Origin of the sequence: Methanoculleus chikugoensis (assembly GCF_019669965.1) — an archaeon.
GTDB classification, from domain to species: Archaea; Halobacteriota; Methanomicrobia; order Methanomicrobiales; family Methanoculleaceae; genus Methanoculleus; species Methanoculleus chikugoensis.
In genome coordinates this window covers 1,598,616-1,614,563 of record NZ_AP019781.1, presented here as the reverse complement: position 1 = coordinate 1,614,563, position 15,948 = coordinate 1,598,616, and the positions used below count along the sequence as shown (strand labels likewise).

Sequence of the window (15,948 nt, the reverse complement as noted above, 5' to 3'; positions counted from 1 at the left end):
GCTCCCGTCAATCGTATTTTCCTGTATCCGGATCGGGTATGCCGAGTTCTTTATCGACCGCGACCGCGAGCCGGTTGAGGAGCCGTTTCACATCGGCCGCGTCCTCCTTGTCCAGGGTTCCCGGCTGGTGCCAGATCACCATCTTGCGGAGCCGCTCGACGAGTTCGTCGATCTCGGTTCCCCGGAACTGTTCCGGCACGATGAAGTCGTTGAGGTGGTCCGCGGCGCCGAAGAATGCTCGCTCGGGGGGCAGGCCGAAGTGCCGTGAAAGCAGCATCAGGTTGACGACGAACCCTCTGCCGAATTCGCTCTTTGCAGGCATACTACCCTATGCACCGCCGGGGAATATGAACGATCTGGTTTTTCGTGTGATGATCGTGCCAAAGAAACGGTTCCGGGTCTGCGGGTCGGTCCTGCCTCAAACCTATCACCGGTTTCCATCGGGTTGCGAGAAACAAACTGATCGAAGCGGGGAAAAATCCCGATGCAGTGGACCGTGGGAGTATCGCCATGGGGGGGAACGACTGTCCGAAGGACAGGAGTTTGAGCACCGAAGGTGCGAATTGGGGAACAGGGGGAGACCCCCCTCCCCTGCGACCCCTCCCCCAAATGGTGATATACCTCAAAATCCGTACCAAAGAAACACTGAGGCCTGAAAAAGCGGAGATTTTCAGATGGGGCCCCACTCCTGGCAAAGGGCTCTATAGCGTCCCGCACTCACCTACGGCTGCACGTAGATCAGAACCGCAGAGAGCACGATGAAGCCGAGCGTCGCGATGAATAACACGGTCTCCCTGGTGCGGAGAGGCTTTTTCTTGACATACAGGCCGGCGTTCGCCCCGTATCCCCGGCAGAGCATGCTCGTGTAGGTGCGTTCGCCCTGCTCGTAGGACCGGATGAAGATCGTCCCGACCGTGTAGCCGAGCTGGTGCAGCCGGTAGCGGTAGGGGAGGGTGCGGTCGAGGGGATCGAAGCACCGGGTCGCCATCGCGGTTCGTATCCGGGTAAACATCTCGGCAAAGACGAAGAGGTAGCGGACCATCATCGCGAGCGTGAGGGTGAACTCCCGGGGCAGGCCGAGCCTCCCCGCCGCCTCGATCATATCCTGCATCTTCGTCGTCGACGAGAGCAGGATGATGAACGATACGCTGACGACGAACTTCACGAGGAGGATCGACGCGAACTCAACCGACTCTGCGTAGACCTCAATCCCGAACGGCAGGGTTGCAATCGTATGAAAGATATCGTAGTAGGGGTTTTTCACGAATACCTGGAACCCGACCAGGAAGATGCCGAACGGCAGGATGAGCGCGAGCCTCTTCAAGTAGACGGTCGGCGGGAGGCGGGATGCGGCCCAGAGTAGAGCAAAGAGGACGAAGAGGACGGCACCGAGTTCGTAGACGCTCGTCGAGTAGGGCATGGCCACCATGGCCACGATGGCGGCGAGGGCTATGAGGAGTTTTATCCTTGCGTCCAGACGGTGGACGATGCTTGTTCGATAAGCATACTTCTCGATGAAGTAGAGGTCGTCGATCATCTTCGTCTCGCGTAGGCTTCGAGGAACGCCTTCTTCGCGTCCTCGTAGGTGTAGGCCATATCGATGGCGACGTCGTTCTCCTGGAGCGACCGGATCAGTTTCGGTATGGGCGGCACGTCGAGCCTTGTCCGGGCGAGCAGTTCCGGCCGGGCGAAGACCTCCCCGACCGTCCCGGAGCCCACGACCCTTCCTTTATCCATCACGTAGACATAGTCTGCCATCTCCGCCACGAGGTCGAGATGGTGGGTCGAGAAGATCACCGTCATCCCGTACTCCTCGGGCAGCCGGTTGACGAAGCGAACGAGATCGGCGACGCCCTGGGGATCGAGCCCCGCGGTCGGTTCGTCGAGCACCAGCACCTGCGGCTCCATCGCGAGGATGCCGGCGATCGCGACCCGTTTCTTTTCGCCGCCCGAGAGATGGTGCGGCACGCGCTCGCGCAGGCCCTCGATCCCGAGGAGGCGAAGGGCCTCCTCGACACGGTGGGCGACCGTCGCCTCGTCGAGGCCGAGGTTGATCGGGCCGAACGCGATGTCCTGCTCCACGGTGGGGGAGAAGATCTGGTCGTCGGGGTTCTGGAAGACGATCCCGACGAACTTGCGCACCTCGCGGACGTTCTCGTTCGTGATGGGCTCGCCCCTGATCAGCACCTCGCCGGAGGTGGGTTTGAGGATGCCGTTGAAGTGCTTGAAGAGGGTGCTCTTCCCGGCACCGTTCGGCCCGATAATGGCGATGCGGGACTTTCTCCCGGCAACGAAGTTCACGCCCTCGAGGGCGCGGACGTCGCCGCGGTAGGTGTGGGTGAGACCGCGGGTCTCGAGCAGGTGCATAATGGCAAAAAGTGAGATTTTTTCAGGTATCTAGTTATCGGGCCGTGCGGAGACCTTCGCGACGGCGAAGACCAGTGCCAGCATAAGTAGCGTGCCGATAACGACCGCAAGAACCTCTCCGGTCTTATCCATGCCGGGGATGCTGTAGTCGGGCATGAGCGCCCCGTACGAGAAGTCGTTTCCGGTCGTGGCGATCACCTGCTCCTCCGCAGCGCCTGCGGCATCTTCGTCGAGCTCGCTCCCCATGAAGGGTTTGGCTTCGTAGATGCTGAAGAACGCGCTCTCAAGCCCGTCGGGGTTCCCGGACGCGAGGAACGGCGCGGCAACGGCGATCACGAGGGCGACCGCGATCCCGATGACGACGAACCGCTTTGTCTCCATTACGCGCTCACCCCTGTCGGGCGTTCGAGGATGTCGGGCCGTGCCGAGGCTATCAGGTAGAGGGCGACCGCGGTGATGCCCCCCTCGATGAGACCGATGACCGCATGGTAGGTCCCCATCATGGTGAGGCCGAGAGCGAGCGGGAACGTGCCGGCGACGGCGAGTTCGATCGCACAGAGGATTGCGGAGATGAAGAGCGATGCCCACCCGGCGATGAACGCGGCGGCATATGCATTCCCTATCACGGCTTTGACGGCGGTATAGCCGTAGTAGCCGATGAACCCTCCGACGACGCCCATGTTGACGATGTTCGCGCCCATGACGGTGATGCCGCCGTCACCGAAGATGATTCCCTGCACGAGGAGCACCAGCGTCAGGACGAAGACCCCTGCAAACGGCGACCCGAGGACGATTGCCGCGAGCGCAGCACCGACCATGTGGCCGCTCGTCCCCCAGGGAATGGGGATGTTCAGCGCCTGGATGGCGAAGATGCCTGCGGCGAGCACGGCGACCAGCGGTATCTTCTCCTCTCCCATCGAACGCCGCGCCCACCGGAGGGCGAGAGCGATGAAGACGAGGGCGATGACCCAGTAGACCAGGGCCTGCCCCATCGGTATAAACGCGTCAGGTATATGCATGACACACCTTGTGGAGTGGTAATACATCCGGGTATAAATGTATTACTAAGCGCATCGAATATCTTACCCGGTAAGAATCCGGCGTACTCCCGATGCGAAAAGTATGCCCATTGCCCGCGCCAGCGCGGGTTTCAGGGCCAGTTTGCGAAGCAGGGTGCCCGGCCGGTCCATGTCGCCGTGCTCCACGATCGTCGCGATGAGATCCGGATCGTCGAGGGCCCGGCAGAGGCGGTCGATCTCCTCCGCGGTCATCTTCTGCCGCATCCGGAGCGCTTTCATCCCGATATCGAGTTCTTTTCCGAAATCTTCCTTCCATCGCCGCTCGTAGTTGCGGAGGCGTTCGTCGTCGAACTCCCCGTGCTCCATGCACGCCGCGGCGACGGCGGCCGCGTGCTTCGCCGACCGGACGCCGGTGTAGATCCCGCCGCCCGACGTGGGCTTCGCGAACCCTGCCGCGTCGCCGATGATGAGCGCCCGGCTGCCGTAGGTCCGCGGCATGACCCCGAGCGGGATGACCCCGCTCGCGAGGTGGAGCGAATTTTGCCCGTAGCGGGCGATGAACCGGTCGAAGTGGTCTTTTGCGTGCTCCCTGGCGCAGAGGCCGACCCGGGCGCGGGTCGCCGAGACTGGGATCACCCACCCGAAGAAGTCGGGAGCGGCGTTGGGGTGGAGTTCCACGTAGCGCGGATTCATCTCGTACGGAACCTCCGCCTGCACCCCGGCGAGGTAGAGCGCAGGGCGCTGCAGGCCGAGCATGCGGGCGATGGAACTCCGCGGCCCGTCGGCGGCGATCAGGAGGCGGAAGGGGATCTCCTCCCGCCCATGGACGCCCCGGGTCAGGAGTGAGGTTCCCCTGATGCCCGACGCGCTGGTCTTCAGGCGGAACTCCGCCCCGGCGTTCGCCGCCTTCTCTGCCATCTCCCGGTCGAGGAGGCCCCGGTCGACGACATGGGCCTTCGTGACCCCCGCATCGAAGAGAAGTTCCCCCCCGAGACCCGAGAGCATGCGGGCGCCGCTCACCTCGTTCAGGACCGAGCGGCTCGAGACGCCGCACTCGGCAAGAGCGGAGACCGAGAGCAGTCCCGCGCACTGCACGGGGTAGCCGATCGTTCCGTGCTCCTCGATACAGAGCGTCGAAAGCCCCTCCTCCGCGCACGCCCGCGCCGCCGCGCTCCCGGCAGGCCCTGCGCCCACAACGACTACATCCCAGACCAGAGTATCATGCCCCGCACAAGTTGGTTCCCGGCCGCCGGTGGCGGCCCGGTTCCTGAGTAGAGTGGACTTCCGGTAACATAAAAGGGAGCGGGTGGGGGGGCGCGGGTAGAGTCGTAAGCATGTCCCTCTCGAAGACCTTTGCTCTTCTCATGCTCACTTCGCTTGCACTCTCAGACTGCCTGATGGTGTTCGAAATCCAGGTAGAACCCCCGGCATTCTTCTAGACCGCGCAAGCCCTGGCACGGATTTCAGGGGATATCGCCACGCACTGCCCCCGCCCCTCGTGGGCGGGGAACGACTGCCGGGAGCGTAGCGGACGGCGGGAGTTTGAGCACCGAAGGTGCGGAGGAGGAGCGCGAAGCGCGGGCGGGGTGGGGTGACAGGTGCGGAACTTTGAGGGTCGGAGACAGGGGAGGGGGGTTCGCCCCCTCCCCTGCAACCCCTCTCCCATTTGCGATATCCACCACGGTCCAGTTTACGGGTTTTCTCTATGTCCATCTTTCCAGTACCTGCCATCGAAAACGAACGTGATTTAGGTTTAAATCCTGGTTGACGCCCGGTTCTCCTGAAGTCCTCTCTCCAACCCCTACCACGTGCCCCTCCCCGTGTGCAGACAGGCGATACAGATATCAGTCCCGCCCCCCTCGCCCCCACAGCTGCGTATTTGACGGATCATGCCCCAGGTAGTACGAAATGTCGGATATGCGGGAGTTTAAATGGAAACAGTGTCTGGTCGTGCGCGCCGACATCAAGATGAGTTGCGGCAAGAAGTGTGCGCAGATCGCCCACGCCGCCATCGGGGCGTACGAGAAGGCTGATAAGACGGCAAAGAAAGCCTGGCTCGACGAGGGGCAGAAGAAGGTGGTGCTGAAGGCTTCGACCGAGCGGCAGCTCTTTGAACTCAAGACGATCGCGGAGCGGGCAGGCATCCCCGCGTCGATCATCCAGGACGCCGGGATGACCGAGATCCCGCCGGGAACCGTGACGGCGCTCGGCCTCGGCCCCGCCCGCTCCGAAGACCTCGACCGGATCACCGGAGACCTCTCGCTCCTATGATGCCCTCGCCCTATCCCCTGGAACAGGACCTCGGGATGCGCTACTACGCGTCCGATGCCCCCGGCATCGGCGGGCGGCTTCGTACAAGCCCCGCCGACTTCGTCGTCGATGAACTCCCGCTCCCGATCGCCGACCCGGACGGCCCCTACCTCATCTGCCGGCTCACCAAGACGAACTGGGAACTCCAGCGAGCGGTCAAGGAGATTGCCAAACGGCTCGGCATCAGCCACCGGCGGATCGCCTGGGCGGGGACGAAGGACAAGAACGCGGTGACCACCCAGTTCATATCGATCTATGATGTCCCGCCCGAAGCGGTCGAGCAGGTGCATCTTGCGGAGATCTCGCTCGACGTCGTGGGGCGGTCGCAGCACGCGCTCGCCCTCGGCAGCCTCGCGGGCAACCGGTTCGAGATCGTCATCCGCGACTGCATTGCAGAAGACCTCCCGGCGCGGGTGCAGGCGGCGACGGAGGTGGCGTCCGCCGGGATACCGAACTACTACGGGCTGCAGCGGTTCGGCGTCGTCCGACCGGTCACGCACCTCGTCGGCGAGAGAATCCTCAAGGGCGACTATGAAGACGCCGTGACCACCTACATCGGTCGGGCCTACCCCCGGGAGCCGGAGGCGGTGCAGCGCGCCCGGACTCATTTCGCCGAGACCCACGATGCACGGGCGGCGCTCGCAGATCTCCCCGTCCGGATGACCTACGAGCGGGCGATGGCGAACCACCTCGTCGCGAACCCCGGCGACTACGCCGGCGCGCTCCGGGCGCTCCCCCCGAAGCTCCTCTCGCTCCTCGTGAGCGCATACCAGTCCTACCTCTTCAACCGCGCGCTCTCCTCCCGGATCGACGCCGGTATCTCGCTCACCGAGCCTGAAGTCGGCGACCGGCTCCTCTTTTCAGGCGGCCGCGAGGATATCGTCTCCGCGCGGAACCGGCAGGCGGCCCTGATGCAGATCCGCCGCGGCCGGTGCCGGATCGCCCTCTTCATCCCGGGAGCCGAACCGGTGGTATCGCACGGACCTATGGACGAGATCATGCAGGGCCTGATGACCGAGTCGGGCATCGATGCCGGGGACTTCAAGCGCGCCTCCCGGTTCGTGGAGACGGCGTTTGCCGGTGTTCTGCGACCGATCAGCCTCTCCGCCGACGTAGAGGCTGACGTATCCGGTACGGACGTCCGGCTCAAATTCACGCTCCCTCCCGGCCATTACGCGACGACGGTCTGCAGGGAGTACATGAAGGCCGACCCGTACGTGATGATCTAGGCGTTCGGCGTCAAAAAGGATTATTTGCGAGGGACGGGATGGTAGATCACGTCCCACTCGGTAACCAGGTTGCTCCCGCACATGAAGTGGCGTTTCAGGGAGAGCCGGAACATCTCGTCTTCGGTCTCGATATGCATTCCGCCGACGAGAGACGGGGTGTCTGCGCCGCCGACGATGAACGGCAGATGGATCAGGCGTATCTCATCCACGAGCCGGTGGTTCAGCATCGACCAGTTCAGCGTCGGGCCCCCCTCGATCATCATCCGGCCGACGCCGTAGTTTTTCTTCAGGATAGCCATCAGTCCCGGCAGGTCGACCTCGTTCTCTCCCGCGACGACGACGTCGACGCCGCGTTCCCGGAGCCGGGCGACATTCTCCGTCGGCGCGGCCCCGCTGACGGCGATGACCGTCCGCGCATCCGGGCCAAGGATGTTTGCGTCCGGCGGGATATCCGCCCGGCTGCTTGGAATGACGCGGAGCGGGCTTTTTCCCTCGACCAGCCTGACCGTCAGGAATGAGTTGTCGATCCTGATGGTGTTCGCCCCTACCATGATAGCATCGTATTCCGCCCGGGTTCGGTGAAGGAGGAGTTCGGTTTCGGGGGCCATGTACTTCATGAGGATCTTGCTCGAAGCCCCGCGCTTCAGGGTAAGTTTCCCGTCGACGGTGATCTCCGACATCATGAGCACGTGCGGCCTGTCGTGTTCTGGCATTGGAATTCGTTCCCGATGATCTATCTGGCGGGAGCGTTTATGAATCTGATGATTTTAGCCGGTAAACGGTATTCCGGGTGAAGCGTTGCGCCGCGACAGGAGAGAGCAAAGGTTAAACTCCATACGGGCTGATAAATTATGCGATGAATATAACCTCCCTGCGGCCGAAATTCATCAAATATACAGAGCGAATCGCGTCGTTTTTTATATGCCTGGGCGTTACGCCGAACCAGGTCTCGGTGCTCTCTGTACTCTTCGGCTTTTCGTGCGCCTTTGCCTTTGCCGGGCGCCACTTCCTCGCGGGCAGCCTGCTCCTGTTCGTCTCGGCGATCCTCGACCTGGTGGACGGGAATGTCGCCCGGAAGAATCACACGGAGAGCCGGTTCGGGGCGGTCTTTGACTGGATCGCCGACAAATATGTCGACGCGGCGGTCATCCTCGGCGTAGGGTTCTCCGGTATCCCCATCATCAGCCACCTCATCGAGGTCCCCCCGGTCGCCGACTTCGGTGTCGTGGGGCTGGCGCTCGCGGGATCGCTGCTGAACACCTTCATCAAGCCGGTCACGTACGCAGAGATCGGGTATTCCGAGAGGGTCGCCGGGAAGATCGAGGATCCCCTCGAAGGGGTCGGTTTCTTCGGGCGGCCCGAGACGATCCTCGTGCTGGTGCTCGGCGGCGTGACCGGGCTCCTCTGGGTCTCGGTGCTCCTCATCGCGATCTGCACGAACCTCTCCGCGGCCCAGCGGGTCTTCTACCTCTACCGGCGGTATTCCTGACCGGTTCGCAGCTCTCTTTTTCGGGTCTTGAGGTGGAGCGTGGTGGGTGGGCGTTGCAGCCCGCATCCCGGCGGTGCTTAAACCGTGCCCCTTCGTGATGTCGTCCTTCGAAGCCATCAGGCTTCTCAAACTCCACCCCTTCTGCCTTCGCGGCTTCGCGTTCTTCGCACCTTGCGGTGCTCATGCTCCGGATGTTCCATCCGTCGCACTTCGCGTGAGGCTGTACTGTTATCTGCACTCGTTATCTCATGTGAAACCGCGAAGAACGACACTCCGGAGCGCGACTGCCGGGCACTTCCCGCCCGGCGTCAGCGTTCGGTCTTTCCGGCGTTCGGCCGGACAATCCGCTCCACTTCGCCGCGGTAGAGACGGTAGAGGTTCTCGGCGAGGGTGCCGAGTTGGGGCACGATCATGAAGAGAGCGTACGCGAGGATCACGAGGAAGATGAGCGCCCCGAGTTCCGCCATGACGTTGTGCGCCCAGAAGAAACTCTCGTACCCGAATTCGCCGTTGCCGGCGATCTCGGGGAGGTAGGGGAACCACTGTTCGGTGTAGGCCGCGATCACGAAGACGTTCCGCACGATATTGAGGATGTAGATCGTCGGGACTACGATGAAAAAGCCGGCGATCTTCTGCTTCAGCGTCGACTGCACGCCCCAGGCGACCCCGAGCATGATCGCGATGCTCTGGATGCCGGTACAGGCGAGGATGATCTCGGTCTGGAGTCCGTTGCGCTCCATCAGGTTCCAGGTCTGGAGGGATACGGGGTAGCCGACGGCCGCGAGCGCCGCCGAGGTCTGGTCGGTGACGACTGCAATCAGCCAGTTCCCGAGTGCGGGGATGTAGCCGAAGGGAGCGTAGATCAGGAATGCCACGGCGGCTATCATCGAGATCTGGATCACCCGGGGATCGTCGCGGAGCAGGTATTTTGCGGTGATGTAGAGGAAGGGTACCGAGAGGACGGCTATCGCCGGATACATGAAGTTATTGAGCGAGAAGTAGTAGGGGAGCTCGAGGAAGAGATATCCGACGATGCTTATCCACCCGCCGAGTGCAAAGTACTTCCGGAATCTGCCCGGGATAAGAAAGATGAGAAAGCAGATGCAGGAGATCAGCACCAGGTAATCCTTCATCCTTTACCCTTCGGCGTATCCGGCTATAATTATTTGTGCACCCGCTCTGCCCGGGTCGCCCATCGTGCTGAACGATCATGCGGCATGACCAAGAATTAATTGTGATCACCGCCCCATTCATTATAATGATGTTCTGTCCGCAGTGCAAAGGTCTGATGATATCGTCCGGTGGTCAGCTGAAATGCAAAAAATGTGGCTATATCCGGGAGATCGATGAGTCCGACCGGTTAAAGAAGACAGACAAACGCGTGGAGAAAGAGATCACCATCGTCGACGAGGAGGATAAGATAGCGACCCTCCCGACCGCGACCATCAAGTGCCCGGAGTGCGACTGCACGACGGCATTCTGGTGGCTACGGCAGTTGCGTGCGGCGGATGAGAGCGAGGTCAGGTTCTTCCGGTGCACCGCCTGCGGTAAGACCTGGCGCGAGTACGATTGATTCAGCCGCTTTACTGTTCTGGCGCCCCTTCGGGGCGCATTCCTTTCTGCTGATTCTGCTGATCTTGGCGGGCTCTTCTCCACGAGGGCCTAGTGCTTGTTGTCATCTAAAACCCAAAAATCCGACATCACCTTCGCGATCTTCGCGGCTTCGCGTGAGGCAAGGTTGTAGAGACAGCAATATAGCCTCACGCGAAGAGCTCCGGATGTCCCATCCGGAGCTTGAGAAGGCCGAAGGCCTTCGAAGTGCGACGTTCTAACGGAACGGAGCATGAAAAACCCGGAGGGTTTCGAAGTGCGACTTTCCCGAAGTGCGATGGGCCATCTGCCCGGAGTTCGAGCACCGTCAGGTGCGAAGTGAAGTTGCCGGCAGGTATCGCTCCGTCTTCGCGTCCTCCCGCGTGAGGTCATAGTGCCTATTTCAGCGTGCGATAAAACGTTCCAAATAAAGTGACACGATGCAGTAGTCTCGCGTTCATGCCTGTATTCCCCGTGAGCGTGCGGATGTGAGCGCCTCCTCAAACCGTGGGTGGAAGTAGCCCGGTTTCCCGGCGACACTGTGCGGGGGTCTCGATCCGTATGCAGGAACTGGGCTGGCGGATGGGGGGCGAAGTCTTACTTCTGCTACGCTATTGTATCCTGCGGCCGCATAGGATCGGTCGGAAAACCCTGCCGTATCAGTTCCTTTAACCGATCGATCGACGCTCTGACCTCATCGCCGGTGACGTTGCCTGCATGGCCGCACTTCTCCCCGATCTCGGCAAGGTGCCGGATGGTTCCAAGTTGCGTGAGATCAATGCAGTCGTTTTCATACAATCTTTGCATCAGGGGTTCGATACCGTCTTCCTTCCGGTATTCGAGGCCATACCTGTCGCACAACGTTCTCAGTTGCCGTTCGAGTGCAACCCTCGCGAGGACGCCTGCGGCACGAGGATGACCTGTCCTGCAGAGACAATCGGCTCCGTCAACCTCCCGGTCGATGAAGTCTGACGATATGAGTTCCCGGAGGTTTATCCTCTCTATTCCGATCACGTCCGATACGGAGAGGAGGATACTCCTTTGAATCTCGAAGACCCGCCAGAATTCATCGATAATCCGGGACTTGTTGCGTGACCATTGGAGCCGTTCCAGTTTGATGTAATCGATAACGCCGTAGTTGCCGTGCTTATCGCCGGAATAGCATTGGTTGAACTCATCAACCCTTTCGGAGGCGTACTCCCCGACATACCGGTGGGCAACCGTGTACCACCGTTGGTACTTTCGTAACGTATCTCGCTGTTTCTGCTGCTCCAGGTCGGACAACTCGCTCCACTGGTTACTCGGTGCAAAAAAGAGTGTTTCTGCAGGATCCGGTTTGTGGATCAGTTCCACGGCTCGAAGTAGCTCGATTACCGCCCTCTCGATCTCAATTGCATCCGTCTCAAGTCCGTTTATCGTCTGCTCGATCCCTTCAATCTCCTTCATCCCTTCGCCCCCTCCGCGATCGCCACCTCGTCCTCCGCGAGCCCATACGACTCGTATGCCCGCAGGCCGATCTGCCGGTCGGTCGCGTCGCTCATCCCGGCGAGCATCTCGTGCTCGTGGTTCCGGAAGGAGACGGTCTTTTGAATCACCCCGTCGTGCATGGTGATCACGTGAATATGGAAAAGTGCCCGGCAAAAAGGTTGGCATTTGTCATTCCCATTACGGAGGCGGCCGTTGACCTCTTACAATTCCCGTCGGCCTATTTCGGTGCGGCGGCCATGCAGGCACCCCCTCGCTGCGCGGTGCCCCCCTTCCGGCGAACCCTCAATCCCGTCCCGGCGTCCGCCCGGTGGCCCGGCCTCCCCGGGTTTCGATTTCTCATAATATCGCAAGTAATGCATGCTCCGGCGCAACCGCCGGTCATTTCGGTGCGGTTCCGGCAACAGTTCCCTGCCGCCTTCCCTCTGGTGCATCCATCCCGTCAACCAGAATGTTGATATACAATATACATTATTAATAATGTATAATTGAGGTATATGGATGGCGGAGAACTTTGATGTCAAACTCGATGAGGCGAAGTACTATACCCCTAAAGCCCACTGCAGGGAACAGTCCTGGGTCGGGGATTACAACCGGGCCTACCAGGAGTTCCTTGCGAACCCCGACGGGTTCTGGGACAGCGTCGCCAGAGAGCTTGAATGGTTCCAGCCCTGGGATCGGGTGAAAGAATGGGAGTACCCCCACGCCAGATGGTTCCTGAACGGGAAACTCAACATCACCCATAACTGCCTGGACCGTCACGTCCAGAACCAGCGGCGCAACAAGGTCGCGATCATGTGGCGGGGAGAGACTGAGGAGGAGGAGCGAATCCTCACCTACCGCCAGCTCTACCACGCGGTCTGCCGGTTCGCGAACGGTCTCTCGCGTCTCGGCGTCGGGAAGGGCGACCGGGTCTGCATCTACATGCCGCTCGTCCCCGAGCAGATCATCGCGATGCTCGCCTGCGCCCGCATCGGGGCGATCCACTCGGTCGTCTTCGGCGGGTTCGGCGTCAGCGCGCTCAACCAGCGGATCAAGGGCATCGGCGCAAAGGTGGTCGTCACCGCCGACTTCACCTACCGGCGCGGCAAGGCGATCCCGCTCAAGAATGTCGTCGAGGAAGCGGTCGTCAACGCGCCCTCCGTCGAGCGTATCGTCATTCTCCGGCGGGATCTCGACAAGCCCGTGGAGATCCACCCCGAGATGGAGGTGGACTACTACGACCTGATGGAGGGTGTCGAGCGTGAGTGTCCCGCCGAGCCGATGGATGCTGAGGATCCGCTCTTCGTTCTGTACACGAGCGGCACCACCGGGACGCCGAAGGGCATCGTCCACACCTGCGGCGGGTATATGGTCGGGACCTACTACACGACGAAGAACGTCTTCGACATCAAAGACAGCGACATCTTCTGGTGCACCGCCGACCCCGGCTGGATCACCGGTCACAGTTACTGCGTCTACGGCCCGCTCCTGAACGGTGCAACCTGTCTCATCACGGAGGCAACCCCCGATTACCCGGACCCGGGCACCTACTGGGACCTCATCGAGGAGTACGGCGTCACCATCTTCTACACCGCCCCGACCGCCATCCGGATGTTCATGCGGGTGGGTGAAGAGTGGCCGAACCGCTACAACCTCTCGTCGCTCCGCATCCTCGGGTCGGTCGGCGAACCGCTCAACCCCGAGGCGTTCGAGTGGTACTACCGCACCATCGGCAAAGACCGGTGCCCGATCATGGATACCTGGTGGCAGACCGAGACCGGGATGCACATGCTGACCACGATGATCGGCGAACCGATGCGCCCCGGATTCGTGGGGCGGCCGCTACCCGGTGTCGTCGCGGATGTCGTCGATATGGCGGGCAAACCGGTCCCGCCGGGTACGGGCGGCCTCCTGGTCATCAAAGAGCCCTGGCCGTCGATGATGCGGACGATCTGGAACGACGATGAGCGGTACTGCAAGTACTGGAACACCATCCCGGGCTGCTACACGGCCGCCGACCTCGCGGTGAAGGACAAGGACGGCTACATCATGGTCATCGGGCGGTCCGACGACCTGATCGTCGTCGCCGGGCACAACATCGGGACGGCCGAGGTCGAGAGTGCGCTCGTCTCCCACGAGGCGGTGGCGGAGGCCGCCGTCATCGGGATACCCGACGCCCTGAAGGGGAACGCCATCAAAGCCTTCGTTATCCTCAGGAACGGCCGCCGTCCCGGCGAGAAACTGAGGAACGATCTCGTCTACCATGTCAGGATGACGCTCGGTCCCATCGCCATACCGTCCGAGATCGAGTTCGTCGAGTCGCTCCCCAAGACCCGGAGCGGCAAGATCATGAGGCGGGTCCTGAAGGCTCAGGAGCTGGGTATGGACCCCGGCGATATCTCGACTCTGGAAGAGTAGAATACTAACTATTTATATACCATTTTTAAGTATGCTATATATATGAATGAGCACAGACCAGAGGAGTCCCTCAAGATAGAAAATATCGTTGCTTCCGCGAAAGTGACGGATTCTCTTGATCTGCCATCTCTTGCATCCCGGTTGAAGGACGCGGAATACAATAAGAAGCGGTTCCCCGGCGTCGTTCTCCGGATGCAGGACCCGAAGATCGCCGCGCTCGTATTCGGTTCCGGCAAGGTCGTCCTGACCGGTGCGAAGAGCATCGACAGCCTCTCGCGGGGCCTTGAGATCCTTGTCGAAAAGTTGCGGGCGCTCGGCATCGAGATCCCTGAGAACCCGACCTACAAGGTCCAGAACATCGTCACGTCCGCAGACCTCGGGACGCCGATCAACCTGAACAAGATTGCCGTGGGCTTCAACCTGGACAAGATTGAGTACGAGCCCGAACAGTTCCCCGGGCTCGTATACCGGCTCGACGACCCCAAGGTGGTCGTTCTCCTCTTCGGGTCCGGCAAACTGATCATCACGGGCGGCAAGGTGCCCGAGGATGCCCAGCGTGCGGTACGGCGGATTCTCTCCGAACTCTCCAGTCTCGGTCTCATCTGAAGCCCGTTTGATAGTCCTTCTCTTTTTTTTAAGGTCCATAAGGGCCTTCAGGGCCGTTGGCATCCCATAAGGGCCTTCAGGGCCGTTGGCACCCCGTGCAAGCCGTTTTGCATCTCCGGCGAACCGGGTACCCGCAGTCTCCCCGTCTGATGGCGTGGCCGCCGTCTTCCGCTCCCCCCGCCATCCCGATCGTTCTCTCCCCCTCCGGAGAGCACCCTCTTACTGCCTGCGGAAGCGCGCTCCGGTGAAGAAAAGACTGTTCTCAGCGGTTTGATGGCTCATCCATTCACTTAAAACAAACACAATCGCCGGATCTCCCATTGAAATAATAATATTTTTATAGTCAGATTTAAAACAATAGATAACTATCTGATGGTGAATGGATGAGGTCCGATAAGGTACGGTATTTTACGCCACGCGACGAAGAACTCGCCGAGCTCTTGATGGGCATTGGAATCAAACGAAACGTCTCCAAAGTGCTTGTATACCTGGCAAATACAGAGGAAGCGACATCCCGGGACATCGAGCGCGGCACCGATCTCCGCCAGCCCGAAGTCAGCATCGCCATGCGCTACCTCAAAGAGTGCGACTGGATCGATACCCGCGAGAGCAAGTCGGAGAGCAAGGGAAGGCCGGTGAAGATCTACACCCTCTCGCGCTCAATAACGGAGATCATGGACACACTTGAGAAAGAAAAGAAGAAGGAAGCCCGGCATCAGTTAGACCTTATCCAGAAGATGCGGGAATGCATCTCAACGCAGTGATACGACACTGCAACCCTTCTCCTCACCGACAATAACCGTTATCTTTTCCGTGTAGGCCGAGAACAGGCCGCACTCCAGTGCACCGGGGATCGAGGCGATCGCCGTCTCCAGGCGCCCGGGGTCCGCGATCGTCCCGAAACTGCAGTCGACGATGAAGTTGCCGTTGTCGGTGACGACCGGGCCGTCTTTCTTTACCCCTTCCCGGAGGACCGGATCGGCACCGAGCGCCGCGAGCCGGCGGGAGACTGCCTCCACGGCGAACGGGAGCACCTCGACCGGCACGGGCGCGTCCAGGGTCTCCACCATCTTTGTCCCATCGACGACGATGACCGCCCTCCGCGCCGCGTCGCAGACGCACTTCTCCCGCAGAAGCGCGGCTCCGCGCCCCTTGATCAGGCGGAGAGCCGGATCGACCTGGTCGGCCCCGTCGATAGCGATATCGAGTTCGGGGTGCTCGTCGAGGCTCGTGAGGGGGATGCCGTACCGGCGTGCCCGGATGGCCGCCTGGTAGGAGGTCGGGACGCCGGCGATGGAGAGCCCGTCCTCTGCTATCCGCTTGCCCAGCCGTTCCATCGCGAAGAAGACGGTCGACCCGGTGCCGAGCCCGACGACCATCCCGTCAGCGACCTCTTCTGCCGCCCGGTGGCCTGCATTCCGCTTCGATACCGCCTGTTCTGCTGTACTCATGC

Annotated in this window: 18 protein-coding genes; 7 read left to right on the top strand and 11 right to left on the bottom strand. The window is 61.2% G+C overall.

Annotation, left to right across the window (positions count from 1 at the left end; genetic code table 11):
- Positions 1 to 7: 7 nt before the first annotated feature.
- The 6 genes from MchiMG62_RS08135 to MchiMG62_RS08110 form a co-directional block, all read right to left on the bottom strand.
- A complete protein-coding gene (locus MchiMG62_RS08135) occupies positions 8 to 322 on the bottom strand; it encodes a hypothetical protein (protein WP_221056530.1) in 315 nt (104 codons plus the stop codon).
- 399 nt (positions 323 to 721) lie between these two features.
- On the bottom strand, positions 722 to 1,537 hold the full coding sequence (cbiQ, locus tag MchiMG62_RS08130; protein ID WP_221056529.1) for a cobalt ECF transporter T component CbiQ: 816 nt from the start codon (positions 1,535 to 1,537) through the stop codon (positions 722 to 724).
- Positions 1,534 to 2,367 carry an energy-coupling factor ABC transporter ATP-binding protein, CbiO family gene (locus tag MchiMG62_RS08125; protein WP_221056528.1) on the bottom strand — a complete coding sequence of 278 codons (834 nt, stop codon included), beginning with the start codon at positions 2,365 to 2,367 and terminating at the stop codon, positions 1,534 to 1,536. The genes cbiQ and MchiMG62_RS08125 overlap by 4 nt, the downstream gene beginning before the upstream one ends.
- Positions 2,368 to 2,397: 30 nt before the next feature.
- Positions 2,398 to 2,748: a PDGLE domain-containing protein gene (locus MchiMG62_RS08120; protein WP_221056527.1), complete on the bottom strand. Its 351-nt coding sequence runs from the start codon at positions 2,746 to 2,748 to the stop codon at positions 2,398 to 2,400.
- Entirely contained in the window at positions 2,748 to 3,386 is a 639-nt protein-coding gene (gene cbiM, locus MchiMG62_RS08115; protein ID WP_221056526.1) for a cobalt transporter CbiM, read from the bottom strand. The genes MchiMG62_RS08120 and cbiM overlap by 1 nt, the downstream gene beginning before the upstream one ends.
- Positions 3,387 to 3,449: 63 nt before the next feature.
- Entirely contained in the window at positions 3,450 to 4,580 is a 1,131-nt protein-coding gene (locus tag MchiMG62_RS08110; RefSeq protein WP_221056525.1) for an NAD(P)/FAD-dependent oxidoreductase, read from the bottom strand.
- Between the two features lie 714 nt (positions 4,581 to 5,294).
- Here MchiMG62_RS08110 and pth2 point away from each other — a divergent pair.
- Both pth2 and truD read left to right on the top strand, forming a co-directional pair.
- On the top strand, positions 5,295 to 5,657 hold the full coding sequence (pth2, locus tag MchiMG62_RS08105) for a peptidyl-tRNA hydrolase Pth2 (RefSeq protein ID WP_221056524.1): 363 nt from the start codon (positions 5,295 to 5,297) through the stop codon (positions 5,655 to 5,657).
- Positions 5,654 to 6,925 carry a tRNA pseudouridine(13) synthase TruD gene (truD, locus tag MchiMG62_RS08100; RefSeq protein ID WP_221056523.1) on the top strand — a complete coding sequence of 424 codons (1,272 nt, stop codon included), beginning with the start codon at positions 5,654 to 5,656 and terminating at the stop codon, positions 6,923 to 6,925. The genes pth2 and truD overlap by 4 nt, the downstream gene beginning before the upstream one ends.
- Positions 6,926 to 6,945: 20 nt before the next feature.
- Here the strand turns inward: truD and MchiMG62_RS08095 are convergent, their stop codons facing one another.
- Positions 6,946 to 7,638 carry a dihydrofolate reductase family protein gene (locus MchiMG62_RS08095; RefSeq protein WP_221056522.1) on the bottom strand — a complete coding sequence of 231 codons (693 nt, stop codon included), beginning with the start codon at positions 7,636 to 7,638 and terminating at the stop codon, positions 6,946 to 6,948.
- 143 nt (positions 7,639 to 7,781) lie between these two features.
- Here MchiMG62_RS08095 and MchiMG62_RS08090 point away from each other — a divergent pair, with 143 nt between their 5' ends.
- The gene (locus tag MchiMG62_RS08090; RefSeq protein ID WP_221056521.1) at positions 7,782 to 8,414 is read left to right on the top strand and encodes a CDP-alcohol phosphatidyltransferase family protein; all 633 of its coding nucleotides are present in this window, start codon (positions 7,782 to 7,784) and stop codon (positions 8,412 to 8,414) included.
- 308 nt (positions 8,415 to 8,722) lie between these two features.
- On the opposite strand, the gene artA is transcribed toward MchiMG62_RS08090, so the two are convergent.
- Positions 8,723 to 9,547: an archaeosortase A gene (gene artA / locus MchiMG62_RS08085; RefSeq protein WP_221056520.1), complete on the bottom strand. Its 825-nt coding sequence runs from the start codon at positions 9,545 to 9,547 to the stop codon at positions 8,723 to 8,725.
- A 125-nt stretch (positions 9,548 to 9,672) separates the two neighbouring features.
- On the opposite strand from artA, the gene MchiMG62_RS08080 reads away from it, so the two are divergent.
- Positions 9,673 to 9,987 (top strand): transcription factor S, encoded by a 315-nt coding sequence (locus MchiMG62_RS08080; protein WP_054847464.1) that lies wholly within the window; start codon positions 9,673 to 9,675, stop codon positions 9,985 to 9,987.
- Between the two features lie 623 nt (positions 9,988 to 10,610).
- On the opposite strand, the gene MchiMG62_RS08075 is transcribed toward MchiMG62_RS08080, so the two are convergent.
- Positions 10,611 to 11,450 (bottom strand): hypothetical protein, encoded by an 840-nt coding sequence (locus tag MchiMG62_RS08075; RefSeq protein ID WP_221056519.1) that lies wholly within the window; start codon positions 11,448 to 11,450, stop codon positions 10,611 to 10,613.
- Positions 11,447 to 11,620 (bottom strand): hypothetical protein, encoded by a 174-nt coding sequence (locus MchiMG62_RS08070; protein WP_221056518.1) that lies wholly within the window; start codon positions 11,618 to 11,620, stop codon positions 11,447 to 11,449. Before MchiMG62_RS08070 ends, MchiMG62_RS08075 begins: the two co-directional genes overlap by 4 nt.
- Before the next feature lie 370 nt (positions 11,621 to 11,990).
- Between MchiMG62_RS08070 and acs the strand changes: the two genes are divergently transcribed.
- The 3 genes from acs (at position 11,991) to mreA (ending at position 15,259) form a co-directional block, all read left to right on the top strand.
- Positions 11,991 to 13,889 carry an acetate--CoA ligase gene (acs, locus tag MchiMG62_RS08065; RefSeq protein WP_221056517.1) on the top strand — a complete coding sequence of 633 codons (1,899 nt, stop codon included), beginning with the start codon at positions 11,991 to 11,993 and terminating at the stop codon, positions 13,887 to 13,889.
- A 42-nt stretch (positions 13,890 to 13,931) separates the two neighbouring features.
- Positions 13,932 to 14,495, top strand: a complete 564-nt coding sequence (locus MchiMG62_RS08060; protein ID WP_221056516.1) for a TATA-box-binding protein — start codon at positions 13,932 to 13,934, stop codon at positions 14,493 to 14,495.
- Positions 14,496 to 14,878: 383 nt separating this feature from the next.
- The gene (gene mreA / locus MchiMG62_RS08055) at positions 14,879 to 15,259 is read left to right on the top strand and encodes an MreA family transcriptional regulator (RefSeq protein ID WP_054847460.1); all 381 of its coding nucleotides are present in this window, start codon (positions 14,879 to 14,881) and stop codon (positions 15,257 to 15,259) included.
- Here the strand turns inward: mreA and rpiA are convergent.
- The gene (gene rpiA, locus MchiMG62_RS08050; RefSeq protein WP_221056515.1) at positions 15,248 to 15,946 is read right to left on the bottom strand and encodes a ribose-5-phosphate isomerase RpiA; all 699 of its coding nucleotides are present in this window, start codon (positions 15,944 to 15,946) and stop codon (positions 15,248 to 15,250) included. The genes mreA and rpiA overlap by 12 nt on opposite strands.
- Between the last annotated feature and the right edge of the window lie 2 nt (positions 15,947 to 15,948).